This window comes from Pseudomonas fluorescens group sp. PF-1 (assembly GCF_054481335.1).
The window spans coordinates 1,963,462-1,988,572 of record NZ_JBTMNG010000002.1; the positions used below are offsets into that span (position 1 = coordinate 1,963,462).

A 25,111-nucleotide genomic window follows, 5' to 3' on the forward strand; every position below is an offset into this window, starting at 1 on the left:
CTTTTCAAATGGGTTCAGTCGAGTTCCAGCACCACGACGCGTTGTCCGGCACGCACCGCCGAACCCGGCTGCACGCGAATCTCCCGCACCACGCCAGCCATCGGCGCGAGCAGCGGGATTTCCATCTTCATCGACTCCAGAATCACCAGCACATCACCGGCCTCGACCCGCGTGCCGGTGTCCACCTGGACCTGCCAGAGGTTGCCGGCGATGTGGCTGTCGACGCTCTGCTGACCGATGGCCAGCGGTGCGTCTTCGGTGGTTTGCGCGACCAGCTCTTCGCTGTCGAAATGTGCCTGGCCGCTGGCGATCCAGCGTTCGCGCTCGGCATTGAAAGCGCCCTGTTGTTGGCTGCGAAACGCGGCGATGGTTTCGGCTTCCCGGGCCAGAAACGCCTGGTAGTCGGCGAGGTTCAACTGACTGTGTTCGATGTTCAGGTCGAAACGCCCGAGGGGAAAATCCCGACGGATGCGCAGCAGTTCATCGGCGCTCACCGGGTAGAAACGGATCTGGTCGAAGAACCGCAGCAGCCACGGTTTGCCATCGAACGCGGCGACTTCGCGGTAGCGATTCCACATCTGCAGCGTGCGCCCGACGAACTGATACCCGCCGGGGCCTTCCATGCCGTACACGCACATGTAGGCGCCACCGATGCCCACCGAGTTCTCGGCGGTCCAGGTACGGGCCGGGTTGTACTTGGTGGTCACCAGGCGATGGCGCGGATCGAGCGGGGTGGCGACCGGTGCGCCGAGGTACACATCGCCCAAGCCCATCACCAGATAGCTGGCCTCGAACACCGTGCGCTGCACTTCATCGAGGTTCTGCAGGTCGTTGATGCGCCGGATGAACTCCAGGTTGCTCGGGCACCAGGGCGCGTCCTTGCGCACGGTGGTCATGTATTTCTCGATCGCCAACTGGCACGCCGGGTCGTCCCAGGACAGTGGCAGATGGACGATGCGCGACGGCACTTGCAGGTCTTTGGCCGCGCACACGGCGTCCCATTCGCCGGCGACGATACCGAGCAGATCGGCCAGCGGCAGTTGTTCGGGCTGGTAGTGCACTTGCAGCGAGCGGATGCCCGGTGTCAGGTCGATCACGCCGTGCAGGCGTTTGCTTTCCAGGGCCTGCATCAGGGCGTGGGCGCGGAAACGCAGGACCAGGTCCAGTTCCGGCGCGCCGATTTCCAGCAGCAGGTGAGTATCACCGGATAGGCGCGCCACCAACCGCGTATCGTCCTGCCCAATGTCCAAAACCACAGGCGACACAACCCCCTGTGGGAGCTGGCTTGCCAGCGATGGGTCCCTGTCAGGCAGGATTGATGTATCTGATACAGCGCTTGCGCTGGCAAGCCCGCTCCCACATTGATCCCATTTCAACACGAGGTGGCGGGCAGTTTTGATATCGACCGGCACAAACTGCACCTTGTCCCCGGCCTTGAGCTGCCCCAACTGCCACAGATCCGCCTCGATCACCGTCACGGGGCAGACAAACCCGCCCAGGCTCGGGCCGTCCGGACCGAGGATCACCGGCATGTCGCCAGTGAAATCCACGGCGCCGATGGCATACGGATTGTCATGGATGTTGGAGGGATGCAGACCGGCTTCACCGCCGTCGGCACGCACCCATTCGGGCTTGGGCCCGATCAGTCGCACGCCGGTTCGGCTTGAGTTGAAATGCACTTCCCACTGCGTCGCGAAGAAGGTGCCGATGTAGTTTTCGGTGAAGTATTCCGGTGCGCCATGGGGGCCATAAATCACCCGGATCTGCCGCACGGCAGGCAACTCGCAGACTTGAGTTTCAGGCAGTTGCGCACCGACGCTGCGGTCATTCAACGCCGGTACATGCAACACATCACCCGCCCGCAAGGCGCGACCGCCATGGCCGCCGAACTGGCCGAGGGTGAAGGTGCTTTTGCTGCCCAGATAATCCGGTACTTGCAGGCCACCACGCAGGCACAGGTAGCTGCGCGCGCCGGCTCCGGCGATGGTGCCCAGGCTCAAGGTGGCTCCGGCCGAAATCAGCAACGCGGTGTTCATCGGCACCGATTCACCGTTCAGCGTCAGGGGAATCACTGCCCCGGTCACTGCCACCACCGCGTCGCAATTGAAGCGCAACAATGGCCCGCTCATGGTGATTTCCAGCGCTGCCGCACCCTCATCGTTACCGAGCAGACGGTTGCCCAGGCGCAGCGCGCGACTGTCCATCGGCCCCGACGGCGGCACGCCCACCGCCCAATAGCCGAGGCGCCCCGGATAGTCCTGAACGCTGGTCTGGGTACCGGCGCTCAGCACTTCGAAGGTGTTGGCCTGATACACCAGGCCTTCCAGGCAGCGGGTCCATGGCTGGCCGCTGGCGAAGGGCGCATCGAGCAGAATCTGCCGCAGGTAATCGCGGTTGGTCTCCACGCCGTAGAGCAGGCTGTCGCCCAAGGCCTGATGCAGATCGGCGCGGGCCTGTTCGCGTGTCGGTGCCCAGCTGATGACCTTGGCGATCATCGGGTCGAAGTACGGCGGGATCTCGCAACCGGCCTCGACCCAGGTGTCGATGCGCAGTTGGATGCCGTTGGCGGCGGGAAAATTCACAGCCGTCAGCAAGCCTGGGCTGGGTTGAAAATCCCGGCCCGGATCTTCCGCATACAAGCGCGCCTGAATCGCATGACCTTCTGGCCTTAATCCCTGACGCAAGGCGTGCAGTGGCGGCAAATCACCGGCCGCCAGTTGCACCATCCAGCGCACCAGATCCACACCCCACACCTGTTCGGTAACACCGTGCTCCACCTGCAGGCGGGTGTTCACTTCCAGGAAATAGAAGCGCTGGGCATCGCTGTCGAACACAAACTCGACGGTGCCGGCGCTGCGGTAATTCACCGCTTTGGCCAGTTTGATCGCCGCTGCGCAGAGCTCATCGGCCATGCCGTCGGGCAGGTTCGGCGCCGGAGTTTCTTCGAGGACTTTCTGGTTGCGCCGTTGCACCGAGCAATCGCGCACACCGAGGGCAATCACCTCGCCACGGCCATCGCCGAACACCTGCACTTCCAGGTGCCGGGCGCGCTGAATGTACTTCTCGATGAACACGCCAGCATCGCTGAAGTTGTTTTGGCCGAGGCGCTTCACGGCCTCGAAGGATTCGCTCAACTCGGCCGCGCTGCGGCACACGCGCATGCCGATGCCGCCACCGCCGGCGGTGCTTTTGAGCATGACCGGGTAGCCGACCTGCTCGCCAGCGATCAGTGCCGCGTCGAGGCTGTCGAGCAACTCGGTGCCTTCGAGCATCGGCACGCCGTGTTGTTTGGCCAGGGCGCGGGCGGTGTGCTTGAGGCCGAACACGCGCAGCTGCTCTGGCGTCGGGCCGATAAACGCAATGCCGGCGCTTTCGCAGGCTTCGGCGAACGCGGCGTTTTCCGACAGAAAACCGTAGCCGGGATGAATCGCCGTGGCGCCAGTGGCCTTGGCGATGGCGAGGATTTTGTCGACCGCCAGATAAGTGCCGGCCGCAGCGCCGTCACCGAGGCTGTGGGCTTCATCGGCGTGCAGGATGTGCAGGCTGGCGGCATCGGCTTCGGAGTAAACGGCAACGCCCTGGACTTGCAGGTCGCGCAAGGTACGCAGGATGCGGCAGGCAATGGCGCCACGGTTGGCAATCAGGACTTTTTCGAACATGGCATAACCCCTGAAGGGGATGCGGGCCGTCCCGCAGTTTTTCGATGAGCGCCGGGGTCGTCCCCGACGGAAAATTCTTCTTTCTTCAACGCTGACCCCTGTAGGAGCGAGCCTGCTCGCGATGGACGTGAACGATGACGCGTAGCACCAGATGCCCAGCGGTGGCCTCTGGTTTTTCGCGAGCAGGCTCGCTCCTACAGTGGCTGGTGGTGTTCTTTAGGTTTGGTGCACTGCCCCGAACGGGCCTGGGACAGGGCAAACAACCAGCGGCGCAAACGGTTGAGTTTCAGTTCCATACCAGTAGCTCCGCAGGCGTCGGGTTGTAGGCGTTGCACGGGTTGTTCAGTTGCGGGCAGTTGGAGATCAGCACGATCACGTCCATCTCGGCGCGCAGGTCGACGTATTTGCCGGGCGCGGAAATCCCGTCCTCGAAGGTCAGGCCGCCGTCAGCGGTGACCGGCACGTTCATGAAGAAGTTGATGTTCGGCCCGATGTCACCTTTGCCCAGGCGCCCGTCGTGCACGCAGGCGCGCAGGTAGTTGTCGCGGCAGCTGTGCATGTAGCGCTTTTCCAGGGCGTAACGCACGGTGTTGCTCTCTTGTGCGCAGGCGCCGCCGAGGGTGTCGTGACGGCCGCAGGTGTCGGCGACGAGGGTCAGCATCGGCTTGCCGAGGTTGGAATACAGCACGCTGCCGGTGCTCAGGTAGACGCTGTTCTGCCGACGCAAGGTGCGTTGCACGTCGTAGCGTTCTTTCGGGTTGGCGACGCTGTAGAACAGGGTGTCGACGGCCTGGTTGCCTTCCAGGTCAAGGATGCGCAGGGTCTGGCCAACCTTGACCTCCATCAGCCAGGGTTCGCCGGCGGGGATGGTGGCGCGGTAGATCGCGGTTTCTGGCTGCCGGTTGGTGGTAGCGGCGGTGGCGATAGCGAGTGACATGGCAGCGATCCTCAGGCGAACAGACGGTCGGTGTTGATGAAGCCGCGCTCGTTTTCCGGGCGCGAGGTGCGGCAGTGTTCGGCGACGCTGGCGTCGGCGTTCATCCAACTGAGTTTCAGCGGTTTCGGCGCATAGTCCGGCGACGGGTCCATCGGGTGTTGCAGGGCAGTGAGCACCACCAGGGTGTCCATCGGCGCGTACAGCTCGATGTAATCGCCAGCCTTGGCGTTGCCTTCGACGAAGTGGAAACGCCCGGCATCGTCGACGTTCACCCGGCTGAACAGATTGAGGGTCATCAGCAAGTCCGACAGGCCCAGCCCCCACTTGCCCAGTTCCACCAGCAGGTTGTCGGTGCCGTTGCGGAAGAAGCCGTTGCGCAGTTCCTGATAGCGGCCGGCGCCATATTTTTCCGCGACTTCTTCAGCACACAGTACGCCGCCGAGGCTGTCGCTCCAGCCGCAGGTGTCGGCGGTGATGGCGGCCAATACGCGGCCCATGTCCGAGTACAGGCAATGGCCGGTGGTGAGCTTGGCGGTGTGCTGGCATTTGAGGCTGTCGGGCAGGTTCAGGCGTTCGGTTTTTTCATTGGCGTTGAGCAGTGTCAGGCTGACGTTGGCACCGCCGCGCAGGTCGGTCAGGCGCAGCAGTTGGCCGCGTTTCAGGACGAAGGAGCGATGGCCGCCGCCGGGGAGCATTTCTTCGGCGAAGGGCGGGAACAGTTGAGTCGAATCAGTCATTTTCAAAATTCCTCTAAGCGAGACGAAGCGTGCCTGCCAGTGGCATCGGCAGGGCGTCGACGGCGGCACGTTGGGCGCGGCGGTCGCTGTTCAAAGGGATGTCGTAGGTGATGCGTGCGCCATAGGCACCGGGGGCGTGCGGGTCGACGCGGACCTTGTCGAACACCAGCAGGCGCGTGCCGAGGCTGAAGCCTTCGGACAGGTCATGGGTGACCATGAACACTGTCAGTCGGGTTTCGCGCCACAGCTCCAGCAACAAGGCGTGCATGTCTTTGCGGATGCCCGGATCGAGGGCGCCGAAGGGCTCATCGAGCAGCAACACACGCGGCTTCATGACCAGCGCCTGGGCAATGGCCAGCCGTTGCTGCATGCCACCGGAAAGCTGCGCCGGGTACTTGTCCAGCGAGTGCCCGAGGCCGACTTTGTGCAGCAGCACCGAAGCCTGTTCGCGGGCCTCTTTTTTGGCGCTGCCGAACAAACGCCCAAACAGCGGCGAGCGCGGCAGTTCGAGGCCGAGGGCGACGTTGTCCAGTACGCTCAGGTGCGGGAACACCGAATAGCGCTGGAACACCACGCCTCGGCTGGCGTCCGGTTCACCGGCCAGCGGCTGGCCGTCGAGCAGGATCTCGCCGCGACTGGCGCGCTCCTGGCCCAGCAACAGGCGCAGGAAGGTTGACTTGCCGCAACCGGACGCGCCGACCAGGGTGCAGAACTCACCCTCATTGACGTTCAGGTTCAGGCCTTCGAGCACCACCTGGTCGGCGTATTGCTGCCAGACGTTTTTCACTGTGATGAAGCTCATTTGGCCGCCCCCTCATACCAGGGAAACGCGCGACGGGTCAGGTATTTGAGCCCCCAATCCATCAGCCAGGCGAGCAGGGTGATCCACACCACGTAGGGCAGAATCACGTCCATGGCCAGGTAGCGGCGCACCAGGAAGATCCGGTAGCCGAGGCCGTCGGTGGAGGCGATGGCTTCGGCGGCAATCAGGAACAGCCATGCCGAACCGAGCATCAGGCGCAGCGAGATCAACAGGCGCGGCAGCAATTGCGGCAGCACCACTCGCAGCATCAGGGTCCAGGTCGAGGCGCCGAGGGTCTGGGCCTTGATCAGCAACTCCACGGGAATGTCCCGGGCGCGTTGTTCCAAGTCTCGGGCCAGGGCAGGGGTGATGCCGATCACGATCAGCATCACCTTGGATAATTCTCCCAGGCCGAAGACGATGAACAGGATCGGCAGGATCGCCAGCGGCGGCACCATCGACAGCACCGTCAGCAGTGGCGACAGCGGTGCGCCGAACAGCGGCAGGGTCCCAGCAGCCATGCCCAGGCACAGCCCGGCCAGCGCGCTGATGCCCAGGCCGATGCCCAGGCGACGCAGGCTGGAGGCGGTGTCCTGCCACAGTACGTATTCACCGGTGCGGCTGTCGGCGACGAAGGCCAGGCGTTTGACCGCATCGGTCATCTGCACGGCGCTGGGCAGCAACTTGTCGTTGGGGTTGTCCGTCAGCCGCTCGGCCGAGCCCATGAAATAGGCGAACAGCACCAGGGCGAACGGCAGGATCACCAACAACAGGCGACTCGGGCGATCCGGGTGGCGATTGATCAGGCGCATGGCCAAGTCCTCTTCTTACAGCTTGGCGTCGGCGGCCATCTGCACGTAACTCGGATCGAAGCGCAGCTTGAGGTTGCCCTTGTCGCCGCTGGTCACGCCGTTGGCGAAGGCCATGCCGACCGCGCTGGTGTCCTTGGCGCCTTCACCCAGCAAGCCATGCTGGAAGGAGAACTCGGCGACCCTGCGCATGGTTTCCGGCAATTGCTTGCTGGTGCTGAACGCCAGGGCCTCTTGAGGCGTGGCGAACAACTTGGTGGTGTCCAGCTGAGCCTGGAAACCGGCCAGGTCAGTGCCCGAGGCTTTGGCCATGTGTTCCAGTGCGCTTTTGCTCGCGGCGTTTTTCGCGTTCATCAGTTCGACGACTTCGAACCAGGCGCCGGTCAGGGCTTTGCCCAGGGCCGGGTTGTCTTTGAGGGTCTGGGAGTTGACCACCATCATGTCCATGATTTCGCCGGGGATCTGGCTGGAGTTGAACACTTCGGTCACCGCAGGCTTGGCCTTGATGTCCGAGAGCATCGGGTTCCAGGTGGTCACGGCGTTGACCTGAGCGGTGTTGAAGGCCGCCGAGATATCGGCGTCGGAGGTATTGACCACTTTCAGGTCTTTCTCGGTGAGGTCCACCGAATCCAGGGCACGGGCCAGCAGGTAATGGGACACCGACAATTCGACGAGGTTGACGTCCATGCCCTTGAGGTCGGCGACTTTCTTGCCCTCGCCCTTGAGCACGATGCCGTCATTGCCGTTGGAGAAGTCGCTGACGATCAGCGCGGTGCTGTCGACGCCACCGGCGGCGGGGATGGTCAGCGCATCCATGTTGGTCATGGTGCAACCATCGAACTGGCCGGCGGTGTACTGGTTGATCGACTCGACATAGTCATTGAGCTGCACCACATCGATCTTGATGCCGTACTTCTTCGCCCATTTGTCGACGATGCCTTGGCTGCCGGCGTATTCCCAGGGCATCCAGCCGGCGTAGATGGTCCAGCAGACGCTGAAGTGGTCTTTCTGCGCGGCTTGGGAAGAGAGGCTCACGAGGGCGGCGAAGGCAGCGGCGAGCAAGGCGGGTAAACGAAGCTGGGACATGGTGGTTCTCCAGTTGGTCAAGGACGGACAGGAAGGCAGCGGCACCGCGAACGGTGGCTTGTCTCCCGGGCTTTTGTCCCGCCGTGTAACCTCAACTGGAGGTCGCCAACTCTCGGACCAGTCACTCGCGATTGCGAGCCGGAACCCTAGTCAGCCATTGCAAATTGTGGTGCCGCGAACCTGTAGTGACTCCTGCACGCTGTTGTTAAAGCGAGAGCCGTGCCAAGTCGCTTGAAGCGCTCTGCAATGCGGCTCAGGCCTCAGGTGCGTAGGCCGGCAGGGGGAAGGGCTGCCTTGTGATGGTGCATGCGCGCACCGCAATGGGACGTGCCGGCCACTGATCCGAAGGCCGGCAGGGCACTGCACTCGGACGCGGATTGCGAGTCAAAACAGGTGTCAGTCGGTTTGTCCCGACGGCGGGTCTTTCAGGAGGCCGCCATGTTTCGTCGTATGTTGCTGGTCGTTGTGCTCGGTCTGGGGCTTTGCGGCTGTTATTACTACGCCGGCCCCTACGATGTGTATCCCGCGCCTTATTACTATCCTGGCTACGCGCCTTATTCCTACTATTACGGCCCCGGTTACTACTACGGTGGCCCACGTTTCTATGGGGGCTATCGCTATTACTATTGGGGCGGGCATGGGGCGCGTTATTACCGCGGTGGATACCACGGTGGCCACCATTAATCAGCGGTTGAATGGATGAAAAAACTTTCACCGACGAGATGTTTCAAGTTGTTACTGGATCGCACCAGATCCGGAATTTGATGTCAGATGTTTCGACAGTCACCGAATCATCGACTGTCGCCTGCCAGCGTCGCTGGTGTGGCTCACCCGCGGTCCAGGAGGCCGCCATGCTCTATCAAAAAAAGCTGCGCCGAATTCTACTGATTGCTGTGTTGGGATTGTCCGTGGGTGGATGCGTGGCTTATCCCGATGGAGGAGACGGTTATTACAGTTCCGAGGTCTACACCTCGCCAGCGCCGAGCTATTACGCCGGCGGCAGTTCCTACTATTCCAATGGCGGCGGTTACTATTCGCCCCCGGCACGGTATTACGCGCCGCCTGCGCGCTACTATCAGCCAACCCCGCGCTATTACTCGCAACCGCGGATCTATCAACCGGCTCCGCGTTACTACCAGCCGTCACGGGCCGACTACCGGGCGTATCAGAATCGCGGCTGGGACGGCCGTAACCGCGGCGATTGGGACAATGACCACCGTGGTGGCGGCCGCAACCACAATCACGATGACCGAGGCGACCATAACGGTCGGGGCAATCACGACGGCCGGGGTGACCACCGTTAATCCGATCTGAACGAAATTCCCTGTAGGAGCGAGCCTGCTCGCGATGGAGGATCAGTCACCACAGCGGTAACTGACCCAGCATCGCGAGCAGGCTCGCTCCTACAGTTTTATTTAATACTCCGATAGATCCGCCAGTGGATGGCGCCCCTCCCAAACTTTATGGAAATGCGCCTCCACCACGGCGTCCGGCACGTTGTTGATATCGGGCCAGTGCCAGTGAGGCTTTTGATCCTTGTCGATCAACCGTGCACGCACGCCTTCGCTGAACTCCGGATGACGACAGCAGTTGAGGCTCAGGGTGTATTCCATCTGGAAGACCTGAGCCAGCGACATATGCCGCGCGCGGATGATCTGTTCCCACACCAGGCGCGCGGTCAGCGGCGAACCTTCGCTCAGGGTTCGCGCAGCGCGGCTGAGCATCAGGTCCGGGTGATCGCGCAGCGCGCTGATGGCCTTCCAGGCGCAACCCACATCACTGACATCCAGCAATTCATCGATGCGCTCGCGTCGCGGCAACCATTGGGCTTCGGGCAGGTGCGCGACGGCCTCCTGCTGCAAGGCCTTGAACAGACTGTTGAGCTGCCTCGGCGTCTGTTCCTGCCAGTTCAATTGCAACAAGCCTTCGATCAGGGTTTCTTGCTGTTCATCGAGCAGGAAACGGTCGGCCAGGTCCAGATCGATCGCATCACGCGCGTTCATGTGGGCGCCGGTCAGGCCAAGGAACAAGCCGAGCTTGCCGGGCAGGCGTGACAGGAACCAACTGGCTCCGACATCCGGGTACAGGCCAATTCTGATCTCCGGCATCGCCAGGCGACTGCTTGGCGTGACAATGCGAATGCTCGCCCCTTGCAGCAGGCCCATGCCGCCGCCAAGCACATAGCCATGGCCCCAGCAGATCAAAGGTTTGGGGTAGGTGTGCAGGCTGAAGTCCAGGCGATATTCCGCGGCAAAGAACTGCGCGGCCAAGGGTGGCACTTCGCCGGGATGGGCGCGACAGGCCTCGACCAGGCTGCGCACTTCGCCGCCGGCGCAAAAAGCCTTGGCGCCGTTACCGCGCAACAAGACGCAGACGATTTGCGGCTCGTTGGCCCAGGCGTCCAGTTGAACGCGCAAGGCCTTGATCATCGGCAAGGACAGGGCGTTCAGCGACTTTTCGGCATCCAGGCTGGCGATACCGATGCGCGCGCCGTCGGTGCCGGTGAGTTCTTCGAAGTGCAGATTCATCGTGACCTCGATCGGGAATTTGAGGGTTAAGTATGATCGTTGTGTGGGAAAGTGCCGGATCTGCGTCAGATCAATTGACAAGCGTGGTGGGCCTTCTTAGGGTTCGCCCCATTGTTTTTACCGGATATGACCATGACTGCCGACGACCGTATCAAACTCGAACCGAGCTGGAAGGAGGCGCTGCGTGCCGAATTCGACCAGCCCTACATGGCGCAGTTGCGAAAATTCCTGCAAGAGGAGCGGGCGGCCGGCAAGGAAATCTATCCACCGGGCCCGATGATTTTCAACGCGCTCAACTCCACGCCGTTGGACAAGGTCAAGGTCGTCATCCTCGGCCAGGACCCCTACCACGGTCCGGGCCAGGCGCACGGTTTGTGCTTTTCGGTGCAACCGGGTGTCCCGGCGCCGCCATCGCTGGTGAACATCTATAAAGAGTTGAAGCGTGACCTGAACATCGACATCCCCAACCACGGCTATCTGCAGAGCTGGGCCGATCAGGGCGTGTTGATGCTCAACACCACCATGACGGTCGAGCGCGCCAATGCCAATGCGCACAAGGACAAGGGCTGGCAGTTTTTCACCGATCGGATCATTGAAGTCGTCAGCCAGCAGCAACCGCATCTGGTGTTCATGCTGTGGGGCGCCCATGCCCAGAGCAAGCAGAAGCTAATCGATGCGACCAAGCATTTGGTCCTGACGTCGGTACACCCGTCACCGTTGTCGGCTTATCGTGGCTTCCTCGGGTGCGGGCACTTCAGTCGGACCAACAAGTTCCTGGAACAGAACGGCGAGACGCCGATCGAGTGGCGTTTGCCGCCGGTTTAGAACGGCTGAGGGCTTTTGTGGCGAGGTTTCACTCGGGATTCCGGTTCCAATACTTGAACAACGGCTCCGCCAGAAACAGCACAAACAGCAGTCGCATCACCTGCATCGCGGTCACCAGTGGCACCGACAGTTGCAGGGTTTCCGCCGTCAGGCTCATCTCGGCAATCCCGCCGGGCATCATGCCCAGGGTCAGTGAACGCAGATCCAGACGGGTCAGCGCGCTCAAGCCCAATGCCGCCGCCGTGGCGATCAGCATGGTCAGCACTGTGCCGATGAGGGTGCGGCCCATGAACGATGGCGCGCGTCGGAAAAACTCCCGATTGAAGTGACAGCCCAGGCCGCTGCCGATCAGCCACTGACCGATCTGACTGCCACCCTTGGGCAAGCCGATGTGCAGGTCCCAACCAATGCTCACTGCCGCGCTCACCAGCAACGGGCCGAACAGCCAAGGGTTGGGTTGACGCAAACGCTCCCAGATCCACGCCGCCAACGCGCCGGCCGGGAACAGCAGGGCCAGCCAGCGCCAGTCCACGGCGGTGGCATGGGAGACTGGTGCACCGTCGCCCAATAAATACTTGAATGCGGCCGGCACACAAAGCACGACGACCAGTACCCGCAGACTTTGCCCGGCGGCAACGCGGCTGAGCACCGCGCCATTGCGTGCGCCCAGGTTGACCATCTCCCCGGAGCCGCCGGGCATGCTGGAAAAGAATGCGGTGGCGCGATCCTCACCGGTGCGCCGCATCAACCAGACCCCGACCACCGCGGACAGGCTGGTGACCAATGCGCCAAAGAAGATCAGCCCGAAATGACTGAGCACCTGCTCCATCACCACCGGGGTGAAGTGCAGACCGATGCCGATACCGACGACCCACTGGCCGCACTTGCGGCCACCAGGGATTTCCGCCAATTGCCAAGGGGTCAGGCAGCGCACCAGGATGATCGCCAGCAACGAGCCGACCATCCATGGCAGCGGCCAGCCGACCTGGCTGGCGAGGTAACCGCCGAGCAGGCCGACCAGCGGTGTACCCCACCAGTGTTTGAGGGGTAATCGGTCAGACATCGGCGATGGCGCGTTGCGCGGCCGAACGTTTACGCCAGATACGGATGATCGGCATCAACAGCATGATCGCCGTCAGGACCCAGCACCCGAAGGTGATTGGGCTCGACCAGAGGATTTCCAGCGCTCCGTTGGAAATCGACAGGGCACGACGCAGGTTCTGCTCCATCAAGCCACCGAGGATGAAGCCCAGCAGCAGGGGCGACAACGGGAAATCCAGCTTGCGCAGGATGTAGCCGAAGATGCCGATGCCGATCATCAGGAACAGGTCGAAGGTGGTCGCGTGCACCGCGTAGACGCCGATCCCGGTAATGATGGCGATCACCGGCACCAGTGCCCAGTTCGGCACGGCGAGGATGCGCGTGAAAATGCGGATCATCGGGATGTTGAGGATGACCAGCATGACGTTGGCGATGAACAACGAGGCAATCAGGCCCCAGACGATGTCGGGTTGCTGTTGGAACAACAGCGGCCCAGGCGTGATGTTGTACAGCGAGAGTGCGCCGATCATCACCGCCGTGGTGCCCGAGCCGGGTACACCCAGGGTCAGCATCGGCACTAGCGCACCGCAGGCCGCGCCGCCAATGGCGGTTTCCGGTGCGGCCAGGCCGCGCATATCGCCCTGGCCGAACGTGCCCTTGGCGCCGGCGATGCGTTTCTCGGTCATGTAGGCCACGGCACTGGCCAGGGTCGCACCGGCACCCGGCAACACACCCATGATGAAACCGAGTACGCCGCAACGAATGTTCACCACGAACACCGATGCCGCTTCCTTGAAATTGAACATCATCCGCCCGGTGGCTTTCACCGCTTCCTGACCGTGATGGGTCTTTTCCAGCAGCAGGAGGATTTCGCTGATGGAGAACAGGCCCAGCACCAGCACCACGAACTGAATGCCGTCGGTCAGGTGGATGTTATCGCCGGTGAAACGGTACACGCCGCTGTTGGCGTCGATGCCGACGGTCGACAGGAACAGGCCGATCAGCGCCGCGATGAAGGTCTTGAGCGGACGATCACCAGCCATGCCGCCGAGACAGACAATCGCGAACACCATCAGTACGAAATATTCCGCCGGTCCGAAGGCAATCGCCCATTTCGCCAGCAGCGGGGCGAACAGCACCATGCCGCAGGTGGCGATGAAGGCACCGATGAACGAGCTCCACGCCGAGAGCGACAAGGCCACACCGGCCAGGCCTTTGCGGGCCATCGGATAGCCGTCGAGGGTGGTCATCACGGTGGAGGCTTCGCCAGGGATGTTCAGCAGGATCGAGCTGATCCGGCCGCCGTACTCGCAGCCCAGGTACACCGCCGCCAACAGGATCAGTGCCGACTCCGGTGGCAGGCCGAGGGCGAATGCGATCGGGATCAGCAGTGCCACGCCGTTGATCGGCCCCAGGCCTGGCAACAGGCCCACGACCGTGCCGATCAGGGTGCCGCAGAGGGCGGTCACCAGGTTGTACGGGCTCAGCGCAACGCCGAAACCCTGACCCAAATAGCCAAGAGTATCCATATCAGTTCTCCAGAACGTCGAGCACGCCAAGGGGCAGCGGCACGTCCATCAACTTGTCGAACAGCAGGTAGAGGCCGACGGCCATCAGGCTGATGATCACGACACTGGGCAGCCAGCGGCCGCCATACAGGCGCGCCATCGGCACGCCGGTGAGGATGCTGGCGACGATGAAACCGAGGGGTTCGAAGGTGCCGGCGAAGACCAGTAACAGCACCACGCAGAGGCCGATTTTGTTCAGGGTCGCGCGATCCAGTGGCGGCTCGTCAGCGCTGTGCTTGATCGGTGCCGGGCGAAAAACCATGTACAGCAGCGCCGCGCCCATCAGGCCGAGCATCAACAGTGGAAAGGCCCGAGGCCCCACCGGTTCGTAGGAAAAAGCCGCTTGATACGGCCAGGCCATCAGCGCCAGGCCAACACAGGCCAGCAACAGCACCGATGCAAAAATGCGTTGTAAGAGCATGGGGAACTCCTGGGCCGCGGCCCCGCAAACCGGAGCCGCAGCCGCTAGCTAGACAGAGGCGATCACTGAATCAGGCCAAACTCTTTGGCCAGCACCTTGTAATCCGCCACTTGCTTCTTCACATAGGTGTCGAGCTCCGGGCCGGTCATGGCGAACGGGAACAGTTCCCGCTGATCGCGCAACTTGGCGAAGTCTTCGGACGCCAGCAGCTTGTCAAAGGCCGCTTTCCACCAGGCGTAATCTTCATCGCTGACTTTCGGCCCGAGGTAGAAACCGCGAACCACCGGCCAGACGATGTCGTAGCCTTGTTCCCTGGCGGTCGGGATGTCTTTCATTTCCGGCTCGTCGAGACGCTTGTCGGCGAACACCGCCAGCAAGCGCATATCGCCGCTCTGGATGTGCGGCATGGAGTCGGAAATGTCGGTGCTGCCGACCTGGATGTGGCCGCCGAGCAGGGCGGTCGCGATTTCACCGCCACCTTCGAGGGCGACGTAACGCAGGTCGCGCGGGTTGATCCCGGCGGCCTTGGCGATCAATGCGGTTTGCATCCAGTCCTGGCTGCCGACCGTGCCGCCGGAACCGATCACCACTTTGCTCGGATCTTTCTTCAACGCCTGCACCAGATCGTCCAGGGTCTTGTAGGGCGAATCGCTTTTCACCGCGATGGCGCCATAGCTGGTACCCACGGCGGCGAGCCAGCGCACGTTGGTTTCATCGAAACGCCCGAACTTGCCTTGCGCCAGGTTCAACAGCGAACCGCTGGACCAGGCCACCAGGGTGCCGGCATCGGCCGGACGCTGGGCGACGACCGCGTTGTACGCCACCGCGCCGACGCCGCCGGGCATGTAGGTCACGCGCATCGGTTTGGTCAGCAATTTTTCGTTGACCAGCGCGCTTTGCGCCAGTTTGCAGGTCAGGTCGAAACCACCCCCTGGCGAGGCCGGGGCGATGCATTCGGGGCGTTTGGGCTCGGCGAGCGCCTGGCCGGTGAACAGCAGGACGCTGGCGGCGAGGGCGATTTTACGCATTGACAGGTTCATTCAAGTCTCCTTGGGAGTTGTTGTTATGGACGTACTGAATTACCAAAGGGCAACGCTATAGCTCACCAGCAGACGCACTTCATCGGCATCGCGAGCGGAGTAGTTGGAACGGTAGGTGGCATTACGCAGGCGGACGGCGACATCCTTGAGTGCGCCGCTTTGTACAACATATTTAATCTCGCTGTTGCGTTCCCACTCCTTGCCTTCGTCACCGTTCTTGAGCTTGATGTTGTCACCGCTCACGTAACGGCTCATGAAGCTCAGGCCAGGGATGCCGAGGGTGACAAAGTCGAAGTCGTAACGCGCTTGCCAGGAGCGTTCTTCGGCGCCGGCAAAGTCGTTGATCTGCACGAAGTTGACCAGGTACGGGTCGCTGCCATCCACATAGGGGAACGCGCTGTCGCCGGACATGTGCTGGTAGCCGGCGCTGAACTTGTGCCCGCTCAAGGCGTAGCTCACCAGGCCATTGAGCGACTTGTTGTCGATCTTGCCGCCACGGGCCTGGCCCTGGTCGTCACTGATGGCAAACCGCAGGTCGCTGGCAAAGGTGCCGGGGCCGAACGGCTTGGAAGCGACCAGCCCGAGAAAGTGCTGGTTGTAGACGTCATCGAGTTGGGCGAAGTGGTAGCTGCCGGTGATCTTGTCGGTGAACTTGTAGTCCACGCCGCCAAAATCGAAGTGTTTGCCGGCCACCGTTCCGGCGAAACGGCTGTTCTTGTTGTTGAGGGCAATGTCCTGGAAGTCGGTGCTGTCGCGATCCTTGGCCTTGTCCAGGCGCCCGCCGGTGAAGGTCAGGTTCTTGATTTCCCTGGAGGTCAGCATGCCGCCCTCGAAGGTCTGCGGCAGGATGCGCCCGTCGTTGGGCTTGAGGATCGGCAGCTCCGGAATCAGGGTGCCGACTTTCAGCTCGCTGGCGGAGATCTTCATTTTTCCGGTCAGGCCGAGCTTGGAGTATTCGTTGACGGCGCGCCCATCGTCGGTCGGCAACAGGCCGGTCCCCGTACGGTCCGGGCTTGAGTCGAGCTTGACCCCCATCATGCCCAGTGCGTCGACACCGAACCCCACGGTGCCATCGGTGTAGCCCGATTTCAGATTGAGCATGAAGCCCTGGGCCCACTCATCACGCTTGGACTGTTGGGCACTGGTACCGTCGCGAAAATCGCGGTTGAAATACATGTTGCGGGTTTCGAACGTGGCCGAGCTGTCTTCGATGAAGGCGGCCTGGCTCAACGGTGAAAAACCGGCCAGGGCGGCAGCGCTGGCAAGCGCAGTGTGGCTGAAACGGGAGAGGCGGGCAGGCGCGATAGCCTGGGTCTGCAAGGACTGCATGGATGAATGACTCCGTTTATTGTTCTTATTGGTCGAAAACGCTTCGAGGCGTTTTTCGTATCGCTGTGTGGCAGCAGCGACGGCAGCCGAAACTGTCCGTGGCTGGACTGTAACGGGCTAACCTTTCGTTAACCTTTCAGCTGACTTTCACGGTTTTCGGGCTTCACAGCGGCGGTTGCGGCTGTAAACTCCGCGCCAAAGAATGGCGTCGACCATCCCTGAATGAGGTGAAAATTCATGCGTGTCCTGCTCGTCGAAGACCATCTGCAGCTCGCCGAGAGTGTCGCCCAGGCGCTCAAGAGCACCGGGTTGACCGTGGATGTGCTGCACGACGGCGTGGCCGCCGACCTGGCGCTGGGCAGCGAGGAATACGCCATGGCGATCCTCGATGTCGGCTTGCCGCGCATGGATGGTTTCGAGGTGTTGGCGCGTTTGCGCGGGCGGGGCAAGAACCTGCCGGTGTTGATGTTGACCGCACGCAGCGACGTCAAGGATCGGGTCCATGGGCTGAATCTGGGGGCCGACGATTACCTGGCCAAACCTTTCGAACTCACCGAGCTTGAAGCCCGGGTCAAGGCACTGCTGCGGCGTAGCGTGCTCGGTGGCGAGCGCCTGCAACGTTGCGGCGTGCTGGCCTATGACCTGGACACGCGCCGTTTCACCCTTGGCGAAGAACTGCTGACCCTGACTTCCCGTGAACAAGCCGTGCTCGAAGCCTTGATCGCCCGTCCCGGCCGGGTGATGAGCAAGGAGCAATTGGCCTCCCAGGTATTTGGCCTCGACGAGGAAGCCAGCCCCGACGCCATCGAAATCTACATACATCGCTTGCGCAAGAAGCTCGACGGTCAGCCGGTTGCCATCGTGACGTTCCGTGGTCTCGGTTATTTGCTGGAAAGCCGCGATGCATAAGCCCAGCAGCTTGCGCTGGCGGTTGCTGTGGAACCTGGCGCTGTTGTTGGTGGTGTTGATGCTGGCCAGTGGTTTGAGTGCCTACTGGAATGGTCGCGAAGCGGCCGACACCGCTTATGACCGGACATTGCTCGCTTCAGCCCGGACCATCGCGGCGGGCGTGACCCAGCGCGACGGTACGCTGAGCGCCGATGTGCCTTACGTGGCGCTCGACACGTTCGCGTACGACAGTGCCGGGCGGATTTTTTATCTGGTCAACGATATCAATCAGAAGCTGATTTCCGGTTACGAAAACCTTCCGCCACCTCCACCGGGGACACCGCGCACCGATGACTATCCGGCGTTGGCGCGTTTCTACAATGCGACTTACCGAGGGCAGAACGTACGTGTGGTGAGTCTGCTCAAACCGGTCAGCGAACCGAACATGAATGGCATGGCGGAAATTCGCGTGGCGGAAACCGACGAGGCGCGCGTCAGCATGGCCCGCAGCCTGGCGACCGACACGTTGCTGCGTCTTGGCATGCTGGCCATTGGTGCGCTAATGGTGGTGTGGTTTGCGGTCAGTGCCGCGCTACGCCCACTGGAGCGCTTGCGCTCGGCGGTGGAAGAACGCCAGCCGGATGACCTGCGGCCATTGCCATTGGTGGAAGTGCAGCATGAGTTGTGGCCGCTGGTGCGTGCGCTCAATCACTTTACCGAACGCCTGCGCGGGCAGTTCGAGCGTCAGGCGCAATTCATCGCCGATGCGGCTCACGAACTGCGCACCCCCTTGGCGGCGCTCAAGGCGCGGCTGGAACTGGGCCTGCGTTCAAGCGAACCGCAAACCTGGCGCAGTACGCTGGAAACCGCCGCCCAGGGCACCGATCGCTTGACCCATCTGGCCAATCAATTGCTCTCCCTGGCACGGGTTGAAAACGGTGCCCGGGCGATTGCCGAAGGGGGCGCGCAGTTGCTCGATCTCAGTCAACTGGCGCGTGACCTGGGTATGGCCATGGCGCCGCTGGCCCACAAGCGCGGTGTGGCGCTGGCGCTGGAAGCGGACGAACCGGTGTGGATGCGGGGTGAGCCGACCTTGCTCAACGAACTGTTGAGCAACCTGGTGGATAACGCGCTGGCCCATACACCACCGGGCGGCAACGTGATTTTGCGAGTCTCGGCCCCGGCGGTGCTGGAGGTTGAGGACGATGGACCGGGCATTCCGCTCGATGAGCGTGATCGCGTGTTCGAACGTTTTTACCGACGTAACCAGCAAGTGGCCGGGTCCGGGTTGGGCTTGGCGATTGTCGGCGAGATCTGCCGCGCGCACCTGGCGCAGATCAGCCTGCATGATGGTGAGCACGCGGGGTTGAAAGTGCGGGTGAGTTTTATTGCCGGGGAGTGAGTCAAGCATGTGTGGCGAGGAAGCTAGCTCCCTCGCCACAGGAATTGCATTGATGCTTAATAAAACATCGAGCGTGATTCTTCCAGATCGGCGCACAGGGTCTTGTTGTCGTAATCGATCCCAAGTTTGTTGAAGGCTGGCACGCTGAAGGGGTCGATGCAGGCAAACGGGTGGTCGGTGTCTTTGCAGCAGTACAGGCTGGCCACCTGCACCAGATCAACATAATCGATCTGGTCAGACCGTCGCTTGAAGTTCAGGTAGAGCCTCGGCACCTGCACCAGCATGTCCGGAAACTCCCAGACCCTGAGCAATTTGTCGCCGAGCAGCGGATGGATATGGTCGATCACATGGTTGAGGCTGACCGGGTCGGACAATAGATCATAGTGATCTTCGGCGTAGGTCAGGATCGGCAGGACGCCGATTTGATGCACCAGCCCGCCAAGGGCTGCCTGATCGGGCTTGAGCTGGGTGTAGTGGCGACACAACGCATAGCTGACACCGGCGATTTCCAGGCTCTTGCGCCAGACTTCACGCATTTTCTGTTCCACCACCTCGGAGCGGGCATGGAAGATCTGCTCCATGACCAGGCCGATGGCCAGGTTACTGCTGTAGTTGATCCCCAGGCGAGTGACGGCCGTGTGCAACTCGGTAACTTCCTGGGTCGCGCGCAGCAGTGGGCTATTGACCACTTTGATCAGGCGCGCCGACAGCGCGGTATCGCGGCCAATGACCTTGCTCAGGGCGCTGATACTGACTTCAGGGTCCTCTGCCGCCTTGCGAATCTGCAGTGCCACTTCCGGAAGTGTTGGCAGAACCAGGTCATCGTTATCGATGGCCTCAACCAAATCCCTTTGGACCTTTTCCGCCAGCTCACTCATTTCTGTTCTCTTGGTGTCGCAAAAAAGTACTGCGGTTAACGCTGGATTTCGCGGTCGCGGTCCAGTTGATAAGGCAGATCGAGCAAGTGCAAGGCCGGGCCGTCGACCGCGCCGACGTGAAGGTCGCCGGCCTCCGCTGCTTCAGCTTGCAGCACCGCCAGCAGTTCGATCTGTTGTTCGCCATGGGCGGCCAGTACCACTTCGCCGATTGAACTGCCATGGCTCGGGGAAAACAGCTGGGTGCCAGGTTCAGGCCGTTCGCTGGCGTCCAGTTGCAGGCGATACAGGCGGCGCTTGAGTTTGCCCAGGTATTGCATCCGCGCGACGATTTCCTGGCCGGTGTAGCAACCTTTCTTGAAGCTCACGCCTCCGACAGCCTGCAGGTTGAGCATCTGCGGGATGAACAGCTCGCGGGTGCCCGGCATCACCTGGCCGATCCCTGCGCGGATCTGGCCCAGCAGCCATTGATTCAGGTCGCCTTCGGCAAGCAGTGCGGACAGCTTGCCCTTGATGGCCCCGGCTTGATCGGCGCTGACCCAGAGTTCGGCGCGATCGGGTGAAACGCGAATGGCGATCAGCCCGTCACTGCGCACCACCCGGTCGGTTTCCGCAGGCAGTTCAAGGCCGAGGCTGCCGAGCGCGGCATCGCCATGATCGATGCCGAAGCGGACCCAGGCAGCGCTTTCGTCGGTCAGTTTGGACTTGGAAAATACGGCGTACTTTTTCAGGTCGGCCAGTTGCGGTTCCAGCAATTCGCTGGCCATGGCCAAGAGCACGCCGTCACCTTCGAGCAGAATGCGGAAACTCGACTGCATCCGGCCCTTCTGCGTGCAACGCGCGCCGAGGCTGGCCTGGGTATCGCTCAGGTAATTGAGGTTGCAGGTCAATTGACCTTGCAGGAACTTGCCGGCATCCGCGCCGCGGACCGCCAGAACACCTTCATGAGACAGCGTGCAGAAAAAAGCAGAATCGGCCATGGGTCATCGCAGGGTAAAGAATCTGGCGGACATGATAAGGGGGCGCTGTTGAAATGGGTAGTTCACAAAGGTTCGCCGGTGCCCGACCAAAGCCGACTGTTCTACGGGGCGCGGGGCTGTATACTTGCGGCCTATTTGAGGAGCGCTCCATGGTCGAAGATGTTGAACTGAATCGCCTCTACTGGCACAGCCGCCGCGGCATGCTTGAGCTTGACGTGTTGCTGGTGCCGTTTGTCAAAGAGGTTTATCCGCACCTCAACGAGGTTGATCGTGCCTGCTACGTCAGGTTGCTCGAATGCGAAGATCAGGACATGTTCGGCTGGTTCATGGAACGCGCCGAATCGGAAGACCCGGAGCTTCAACGCATGGTCCGCATGATTCTGGACCGTGTTCAGCCCAAGTAACGGTTTCGAATGCCGCTGGCATGCCTCACGGCAGTTGCTGGCGGCGTATCTGTTGGCCCAGCTGTTCGCGTTGGGTTCGCTTTATCTTCTCGCTATTCCGCTTTGGGCCAGTCTGCTCGGCGCCTTTTGCTGCCTGCTGCACGCCGTTTGGGCATTGCCACGCCAGATTCTGTTGACCCACGCGCAGGCCTTTCGCGGCTTGCGGCGCGATGCCGATGGCTGGCAGTTGTGGAGCCGGGCGGCGGGATGGCAAGCGGTGCAGCTTCGTCCGGACAGTATCGCGCTGCCATTAGTGGTGCTGCTGCGGGTTCGTCTGCGGGGGGAGCGGCGCATCCGGTCTGTTTGCGTGCCCCGGGATTCGCAGGCGGCGGATCTGCACCGACGCCTGCGGGTTCGACTCAAGTTCAGCCGGCGTAGGTGGACGGCACCAGAATAGTGTCCAGCGCGACCGGCAGCATCTTCGGATAGTCCAGCGTGTAATGCAGGCCGCGACTTTCCTTGCGCTCCATGGCTGAGCGGATCATCAATTCGGCCACCTGGGCCAGGTTGCGCAACTCGATCAAGTCCCGGCTGACCTTGTAGTTGCTGTAGAACTCGTCGATTTCATCCAGCAGCAGGCGCACCCGGTGCTGGGCCCGTTGCAGGCGCTTGTTGGTGCGCACGATACCCACGTAATCCCACATGAATCGCCGTAGTTCATCCCAGTTGTGCGCAATGATCACGTCCTCATCGGAGTCGGTCACCTGGCTCGCGTCCCAGACCGGCAGGGCGGCGGGGGCCGAAACGTTCGGCAATTGTTCCAGGATATCCGCCGCCGCTGAGCGCGCATAAACAAAGCACTCCAGCAGCGAGTTACTGGCCATGCGGTTGGCGCCATGCAGGCCGGTAAAGCTGGTTTCGCCAATCGCATACAGCCCTGGCACGTCGGTGCGACCTTGCTGGTCGACCATCACGCCGCCACAGGTGTAGTGCGCCGCGGGAACTACCGGAATGGGCTGTTTGGTGATGTCGATGGAAAACTCGAGGCAGCGCTCGTACACGGTGGGGAAGTGCGTCTTGATGAAATCTTCGGACTTGTGGCTGATGTCCAGATAGACACAATCGATACCAAGCCTTTTCATTTCATGGTCGATGGCCCGGGCGACGATGTCCCGTGGTGCCAGTTCGGCCCGTGGATCGAAGCGCTGCATGAAACGCTCGCCATTGGGCAGTTTCAGGTGTGCACCTTCGCCGCGCAGGGCTTCGGTGATCAGGAAACTCTTGGCTTGCGGGTGATACAGGCACGTGGGGTGGAACTGGTTGAACTCCAGGTTCGCCACCCGGCAGCCGGATCGCCAGGCCATGGCGATGCCGTCACCGCAGGCGCCGTCGGGGTTGCTGGTATAGAGGTAGACTTTGGCCGCGCCGCCGGAGGCAAGAATCACGAAGCGTGCGCCGTAGGTGTCGACTTCGCCGGTGCCGCGATTGAGCACATAGGCACCCAGGCAGCGATCGCCTTCGAGGCCCAGGCGTTTTTCGGTGATCAGATCGACGGCTACCCGTTGTTCGAGCAACTCGATGTTCGGCCGTTGCTTGGCCTGGGCGAGCAGCGTCCTGAAAATCGCAGCGCCCGTGGCATCGGCTGCATGGATGATACGCCGGTGGCTGTGACCGCCTTCGCGAGTCAAGTGAAACTCGAATCCGCCATCTTCAGTGCCTGACTGTTCATCGCGGGTAAATGGCACGCCCTGATCGATCAGCCATTGAATCGCCTCTTTACTGTGTTCGACGGTAAAGCGCACGGCGTCCTCATGGCACAGGCCACCGCCAGCATTAAGGGTGTCATCGACGTGGGACTCGACGGTGTCGGTGTCGTCGAGGACCGCGGCAACACCGCCTTGCGCCCAGAAGGTCGAACCATTGGCGAGGTCGCCTTTGCTCAGTACGGCAATGCGCAAATGACCGGGCAAGGTCAGCGCAAGGCTCAAGCCGGCAGCGCCGCTGCCAATTACCAGAACATCGTGTTGAAACTGTTGGCTCATTTCAGGATTCCGCTCAAAGCGACCCGGGTCGGGGTAGGCGCCAGACATCTGGACAGGCGAGTCAGGCAGCCGCGCAGCCCACTAGTATATAGAGAGGGGGAGCGGCACAATACCCGAGCCTATATGGCATTGTGAAACTACCGTGACAGAAAAGACCTGACGCTTCGTCGGATGTTTTTTGCATCGATTCGGCGACAAGTGAACTGTATCGCGGATTTAACAGTCTTTTTCTATTCACAGTCGCACAATGTCGGTTCGGCACGGCTATAAATATTTGGAACTTTTGCCAAAGGCCCAAGATCAATTGACGGTTGCCCGATTCAAGGGACAGTGTCGGCTTCAGCGCAGGAACCGCAGTTGGGTCCTTGCCAGCGAATCCGATGACAAGATTATTTGCGCAGCCGGGCTATCTCGCGCTGCGCTTTTCGTGCGTGCCGAATCAGAGCCCGCAGGAAACTTGCCTGGAGGGGGAGAACTTTTGCGAAAAGCCCGAGTCTATGTTTGCAAGTCCGGTCGTTTAGTTATGCAAGCCTCCTTCGAGCTTATCGAGGAGTGTTCATGCTAACCCAGGAAGAGGATCAGCAACTGGTCGAGCGCGTTCAGCGTGGCGACAAGCGTGCTTTCGATCTGCTAGTGCTGAAATACCAGCACAAAATTCTCGGGTTGATCGTGCGTTTTGTGCACGACACCCATGAAGCCCAGGATGTGGCACAGGAAGCCTTTATCAAGGCGTACCGTGCACTTGGAAATTTTCGCGGGGACAGCGCGTTTTATACGTGGCTTTACCGCATCGCCATTAACACGGCGAAAAACTATCTGGTTTCACGCGGCCGTCGGCCGCCGGATAGCGATGTCAGTTCCGAGGATGCAGAGTTCTACGATGGCGATCATGGCCTCAAGGATCTCGAGTCGCCAGAACGAGCTTTGCTGCGGGATGAGATCGAAGGCACCGTCCATCGAACCATTCAGCAACTGCCAGAAGATTTGCGTACGGCTTTAACTTTACGTGAATTCGATGGTCTGAGTTACGAGGACATTGCGAGCGTTATGCAATGCCCGGTCGGTACCGTGCGCTCCCGGATTTTCCGCGCCCGGGAGGCCATCGATAAAGCCCTGCAGCCGTTGTTGCAGGAAAACTGAAGACAGCGGCGACAGCCAAGAGAGGAACGCCATGAGTCGTGAAGCCCTGCAGGAATCGCTGTCCGCAGTGATGGATAACGAAGCGGACGAGTTGGAATTGCGTCGGGTACTGAGTGCCTGTGACGATGTTGAAACCCGTGATACCTGGGCTCGTTATCAAATCGCTCGGGCGGTGATGCACAAGGATCTGCTGCTTCCACGCCTGGATATCGCTGCGGCCGTATCTGCTGCTCTGGCTGATGAAGCCGTGCCGGCTAAAGCCTCCCGCGGACCATGGCGCAGCCTGGGTCGTCTGGCTGTAGCGGCTTCGGTAACCCTTGCCGTACTGGCCGGTGTTCGTCTGTACAACCAGGACGAGATCGCTGGCGTCGAACTGGCTCAGCAATCCAGTCAACAGAACCTGATTGCTCCTCAAGTTAAAGGCCCAGCCGTTTTGGCAGGCTACAATGAGAGTTCGGAAGCTACTGGTCCCATGGCCAATGGCGTATTGCAAGGTCAACCAGGCTGGCACGATCAGCGTCTGCCGGGCTACTTGCGCCAACATGCTCAACAGGCTGCAATGAAAGGTACCGAGAGCGCTCTGCCTTACGCTCGTGCAGCAAGCCTGGAAAACCGTTAA

Annotated in this window: 24 protein-coding genes and 1 riboswitch; of the genes, 9 read left to right on the plus strand and 15 right to left on the minus strand. The window is 61.4% G+C overall.

Features of this window, described 5'->3' with window-relative positions; genetic code table 11:
- Positions 1 to 14: 14 nt before the first annotated feature.
- The 6 genes from uca to ACX3YD_RS23855 form a co-directional block, all read right to left on the minus strand.
- A complete protein-coding gene (gene uca, locus ACX3YD_RS23830) occupies positions 15 to 3,659 on the minus strand; it encodes an urea carboxylase (RefSeq protein ID WP_458961197.1) in 3,645 nt (1,214 codons plus the stop codon).
- Between the two features lie 286 nt (positions 3,660 to 3,945).
- Complete coding sequence (locus ACX3YD_RS23835; RefSeq protein ID WP_458961198.1) at positions 3,946 to 4,596, minus strand: urea amidolyase associated protein UAAP2; 651 nt, start codon at positions 4,594 to 4,596, stop codon at positions 3,946 to 3,948.
- Positions 4,597 to 4,607: 11 nt separating this feature from the next.
- Positions 4,608 to 5,333 carry an urea amidolyase associated protein UAAP1 gene (locus ACX3YD_RS23840; RefSeq protein ID WP_458961199.1) on the minus strand — a complete coding sequence of 242 codons (726 nt, stop codon included), beginning with the start codon at positions 5,331 to 5,333 and terminating at the stop codon, positions 4,608 to 4,610.
- A 13-nt stretch (positions 5,334 to 5,346) separates the two neighbouring features.
- On the minus strand, positions 5,347 to 6,135 hold the full coding sequence (locus tag ACX3YD_RS23845; RefSeq protein WP_458961200.1) for an ABC transporter ATP-binding protein: 789 nt from the start codon (positions 6,133 to 6,135) through the stop codon (positions 5,347 to 5,349).
- Entirely contained in the window at positions 6,132 to 6,947 is an 816-nt protein-coding gene (locus ACX3YD_RS23850) for an ABC transporter permease (RefSeq protein WP_458961201.1), read from the minus strand. The genes ACX3YD_RS23845 and ACX3YD_RS23850 overlap by 4 nt, the downstream gene beginning before the upstream one ends.
- 15 nt (positions 6,948 to 6,962) lie before the next feature.
- Positions 6,963 to 8,030 (minus strand): putative urea ABC transporter substrate-binding protein, encoded by a 1,068-nt coding sequence (locus ACX3YD_RS23855; protein WP_103405165.1) that lies wholly within the window; start codon positions 8,028 to 8,030, stop codon positions 6,963 to 6,965.
- Positions 8,031 to 8,090: 60 nt separating this feature from the next.
- Positions 8,091 to 8,191: riboswitch (guanidine-I (ykkC/yxkD leader) on the minus strand.
- Between the two features lie 277 nt (positions 8,192 to 8,468).
- On the opposite strand from ACX3YD_RS23855, the gene ACX3YD_RS23860 reads away from it, so the two are divergent.
- Together ACX3YD_RS23860 and ACX3YD_RS23865 are read left to right on the plus strand one after the other, a co-directional pair.
- Positions 8,469 to 8,714: a hypothetical protein gene (locus tag ACX3YD_RS23860; RefSeq protein ID WP_458961202.1), complete on the plus strand. Its 246-nt coding sequence runs from the start codon at positions 8,469 to 8,471 to the stop codon at positions 8,712 to 8,714.
- 167 nt (positions 8,715 to 8,881) lie between these two features.
- Positions 8,882 to 9,334 carry a hypothetical protein gene (locus ACX3YD_RS23865; RefSeq protein WP_458961203.1) on the plus strand — a complete coding sequence of 151 codons (453 nt, stop codon included), beginning with the start codon at positions 8,882 to 8,884 and terminating at the stop codon, positions 9,332 to 9,334.
- A 111-nt stretch (positions 9,335 to 9,445) separates the two neighbouring features.
- Here the strand turns inward: ACX3YD_RS23865 and ACX3YD_RS23870 are convergent, their stop codons facing one another.
- Complete coding sequence (locus tag ACX3YD_RS23870; RefSeq protein WP_458961204.1) at positions 9,446 to 10,558, minus strand: enoyl-CoA hydratase/isomerase family protein; 1,113 nt, start codon at positions 10,556 to 10,558, stop codon at positions 9,446 to 9,448.
- Between the two features lie 132 nt (positions 10,559 to 10,690).
- On the opposite strand from ACX3YD_RS23870, the gene ung reads away from it, so the two are divergent.
- Positions 10,691 to 11,383 (plus strand): uracil-DNA glycosylase, encoded by a 693-nt coding sequence (gene ung, locus ACX3YD_RS23875; RefSeq protein WP_103405169.1) that lies wholly within the window; start codon positions 10,691 to 10,693, stop codon positions 11,381 to 11,383.
- A 28-nt stretch (positions 11,384 to 11,411) separates the two neighbouring features.
- Here ung and ACX3YD_RS23880 read toward each other — a convergent pair whose 3' ends face one another.
- From ACX3YD_RS23880 to ACX3YD_RS23900, 5 genes are all read right to left on the minus strand, one after another.
- The gene (locus tag ACX3YD_RS23880; RefSeq protein ID WP_458961205.1) at positions 11,412 to 12,446 is read right to left on the minus strand and encodes an AbrB family transcriptional regulator; all 1,035 of its coding nucleotides are present in this window, start codon (positions 12,444 to 12,446) and stop codon (positions 11,412 to 11,414) included.
- Positions 12,439 to 13,953, minus strand: coding sequence for a tripartite tricarboxylate transporter permease (locus ACX3YD_RS23885; protein WP_047526747.1), 1,515 nt, complete (start codon positions 13,951 to 13,953; stop codon positions 12,439 to 12,441). Before ACX3YD_RS23885 ends, ACX3YD_RS23880 begins: the two co-directional genes overlap by 8 nt.
- Before the next feature lies 1 nt (position 13,954).
- The gene (locus ACX3YD_RS23890) at positions 13,955 to 14,413 is read right to left on the minus strand and encodes a tripartite tricarboxylate transporter TctB family protein (protein ID WP_458961206.1); all 459 of its coding nucleotides are present in this window, start codon (positions 14,411 to 14,413) and stop codon (positions 13,955 to 13,957) included.
- 62 nt (positions 14,414 to 14,475) lie between these two features.
- A complete protein-coding gene (locus ACX3YD_RS23895) occupies positions 14,476 to 15,453 on the minus strand; it encodes a Bug family tripartite tricarboxylate transporter substrate binding protein (protein WP_103405172.1) in 978 nt (325 codons plus the stop codon).
- A gap of 39 nt (positions 15,454 to 15,492) precedes the next feature.
- Complete coding sequence (locus tag ACX3YD_RS23900; RefSeq protein ID WP_458961207.1) at positions 15,493 to 16,782, minus strand: OprD family porin; 1,290 nt, start codon at positions 16,780 to 16,782, stop codon at positions 15,493 to 15,495.
- A 237-nt stretch (positions 16,783 to 17,019) separates the two neighbouring features.
- On the opposite strand from ACX3YD_RS23900, the gene ACX3YD_RS23905 reads away from it, so the two are divergent.
- The gene (locus tag ACX3YD_RS23905) at positions 17,020 to 17,691 is read left to right on the plus strand and encodes a response regulator (protein WP_103405174.1); all 672 of its coding nucleotides are present in this window, start codon (positions 17,020 to 17,022) and stop codon (positions 17,689 to 17,691) included.
- Positions 17,684 to 19,072 carry a sensor histidine kinase gene (locus ACX3YD_RS23910; RefSeq protein ID WP_047526754.1) on the plus strand — a complete coding sequence of 463 codons (1,389 nt, stop codon included), beginning with the start codon at positions 17,684 to 17,686 and terminating at the stop codon, positions 19,070 to 19,072. The genes ACX3YD_RS23905 and ACX3YD_RS23910 overlap by 8 nt, the downstream gene beginning before the upstream one ends.
- Before the next feature lie 56 nt (positions 19,073 to 19,128).
- On the opposite strand, the gene ACX3YD_RS23915 is transcribed toward ACX3YD_RS23910, so the two are convergent.
- On the minus strand, positions 19,129 to 19,950 hold the full coding sequence (locus ACX3YD_RS23915) for an HDOD domain-containing protein (protein WP_458961208.1): 822 nt from the start codon (positions 19,948 to 19,950) through the stop codon (positions 19,129 to 19,131).
- A gap of 35 nt (positions 19,951 to 19,985) precedes the next feature.
- On the minus strand, positions 19,986 to 20,927 hold the full coding sequence (ygfZ, locus tag ACX3YD_RS23920) for a CAF17-like 4Fe-4S cluster assembly/insertion protein YgfZ (protein WP_458961209.1): 942 nt from the start codon (positions 20,925 to 20,927) through the stop codon (positions 19,986 to 19,988).
- A gap of 149 nt (positions 20,928 to 21,076) precedes the next feature.
- On the opposite strand from ygfZ, the gene ACX3YD_RS23925 reads away from it, so the two are divergent.
- Both ACX3YD_RS23925 and ACX3YD_RS23930 read left to right on the plus strand, forming a co-directional pair.
- Positions 21,077 to 21,331, plus strand: coding sequence for an FAD assembly factor SdhE (locus ACX3YD_RS23925; protein ID WP_007898624.1), 255 nt, complete (start codon positions 21,077 to 21,079; stop codon positions 21,329 to 21,331).
- On the plus strand, positions 21,315 to 21,767 hold the full coding sequence (locus tag ACX3YD_RS23930; protein WP_103405178.1) for a protein YgfX: 453 nt from the start codon (positions 21,315 to 21,317) through the stop codon (positions 21,765 to 21,767). Before ACX3YD_RS23925 ends, ACX3YD_RS23930 begins: the two co-directional genes overlap by 17 nt.
- On the opposite strand, the gene nadB is transcribed toward ACX3YD_RS23930, so the two are convergent.
- Positions 21,736 to 23,352, minus strand: coding sequence for an L-aspartate oxidase (gene nadB, locus ACX3YD_RS23935; RefSeq protein ID WP_047526765.1), 1,617 nt, complete (start codon positions 23,350 to 23,352; stop codon positions 21,736 to 21,738). The two genes, ACX3YD_RS23930 and nadB, sit on opposite strands and share 32 nt — an antisense overlap.
- Positions 23,353 to 23,910: 558 nt before the next feature.
- Here nadB and rpoE point away from each other — a divergent pair.
- Both rpoE and ACX3YD_RS23945 read left to right on the plus strand, forming a co-directional pair.
- Positions 23,911 to 24,492 (plus strand): RNA polymerase sigma factor RpoE, encoded by a 582-nt coding sequence (gene rpoE / locus ACX3YD_RS23940; protein ID WP_003172477.1) that lies wholly within the window; start codon positions 23,911 to 23,913, stop codon positions 24,490 to 24,492.
- Between the two features lie 31 nt (positions 24,493 to 24,523).
- Entirely contained in the window at positions 24,524 to 25,111 is a 588-nt protein-coding gene (locus tag ACX3YD_RS23945) for a sigma-E factor negative regulatory protein (RefSeq protein WP_103405180.1), read from the plus strand.

Coding starts and splice junctions, on each gene's coding strand:
- uca (WP_458961197.1), bottom strand. CDS start 3,659: ATGTTCGAAAAAGTCCTGATTGCCAACCGTGGCGCCATTGCCTGCCGC.
- ACX3YD_RS23835 (WP_458961198.1), bottom strand. CDS start 4,596: ATGTCACTCGCTATCGCCACCGCCGCTACCACCAACCGGCAGCCAGAA.
- ACX3YD_RS23840 (WP_458961199.1), bottom strand. CDS start 5,333: ATGACTGATTCGACTCAACTGTTCCCGCCCTTCGCCGAAGAAATGCTC.
- ACX3YD_RS23845 (WP_458961200.1), bottom strand. CDS start 6,135: ATGAGCTTCATCACAGTGAAAAACGTCTGGCAGCAATACGCCGACCAG.
- ACX3YD_RS23850 (WP_458961201.1), bottom strand. CDS start 6,947: ATGCGCCTGATCAATCGCCACCCGGATCGCCCGAGTCGCCTGTTGTTG.
- ACX3YD_RS23855 (WP_103405165.1), bottom strand. CDS start 8,030: ATGTCCCAGCTTCGTTTACCCGCCTTGCTCGCCGCTGCCTTCGCCGCC.
- ACX3YD_RS23860 (WP_458961202.1), top strand. CDS start 8,469: ATGTTTCGTCGTATGTTGCTGGTCGTTGTGCTCGGTCTGGGGCTTTGC.
- ACX3YD_RS23865 (WP_458961203.1), top strand. CDS start 8,882: ATGCTCTATCAAAAAAAGCTGCGCCGAATTCTACTGATTGCTGTGTTG.
- ACX3YD_RS23870 (WP_458961204.1), bottom strand. CDS start 10,558: ATGAATCTGCACTTCGAAGAACTCACCGGCACCGACGGCGCGCGCATC.
- ung (WP_103405169.1), top strand. CDS start 10,691: ATGACTGCCGACGACCGTATCAAACTCGAACCGAGCTGGAAGGAGGCG.
- ACX3YD_RS23880 (WP_458961205.1), bottom strand. CDS start 12,446: ATGTCTGACCGATTACCCCTCAAACACTGGTGGGGTACACCGCTGGTC.
- ACX3YD_RS23885 (WP_047526747.1), bottom strand. CDS start 13,953: ATGGATACTCTTGGCTATTTGGGTCAGGGTTTCGGCGTTGCGCTGAGC.
- ACX3YD_RS23890 (WP_458961206.1), bottom strand. CDS start 14,413: ATGCTCTTACAACGCATTTTTGCATCGGTGCTGTTGCTGGCCTGTGTT.
- ACX3YD_RS23895 (WP_103405172.1), bottom strand. CDS start 15,453: ATGAACCTGTCAATGCGTAAAATCGCCCTCGCCGCCAGCGTCCTGCTG.
- ACX3YD_RS23900 (WP_458961207.1), bottom strand. CDS start 16,782: ATGCAGTCCTTGCAGACCCAGGCTATCGCGCCTGCCCGCCTCTCCCGT.
- ACX3YD_RS23905 (WP_103405174.1), top strand. CDS start 17,020: ATGCGTGTCCTGCTCGTCGAAGACCATCTGCAGCTCGCCGAGAGTGTC.
- ACX3YD_RS23910 (WP_047526754.1), top strand. CDS start 17,684: ATGCATAAGCCCAGCAGCTTGCGCTGGCGGTTGCTGTGGAACCTGGCG.
- ACX3YD_RS23915 (WP_458961208.1), bottom strand. CDS start 19,950: ATGAGTGAGCTGGCGGAAAAGGTCCAAAGGGATTTGGTTGAGGCCATC.
- ygfZ (WP_458961209.1), bottom strand. CDS start 20,927: ATGGCCGATTCTGCTTTTTTCTGCACGCTGTCTCATGAAGGTGTTCTG.
- ACX3YD_RS23925 (WP_007898624.1), top strand. CDS start 21,077: ATGGTCGAAGATGTTGAACTGAATCGCCTCTACTGGCACAGCCGCCGC.
- nadB (WP_047526765.1), bottom strand. CDS start 23,352: ATGAGCCAACAGTTTCAACACGATGTTCTGGTAATTGGCAGCGGCGCT.
- rpoE (WP_003172477.1), top strand. CDS start 23,911: ATGCTAACCCAGGAAGAGGATCAGCAACTGGTCGAGCGCGTTCAGCGT.
- ACX3YD_RS23945 (WP_103405180.1), top strand. CDS start 24,524: ATGAGTCGTGAAGCCCTGCAGGAATCGCTGTCCGCAGTGATGGATAAC.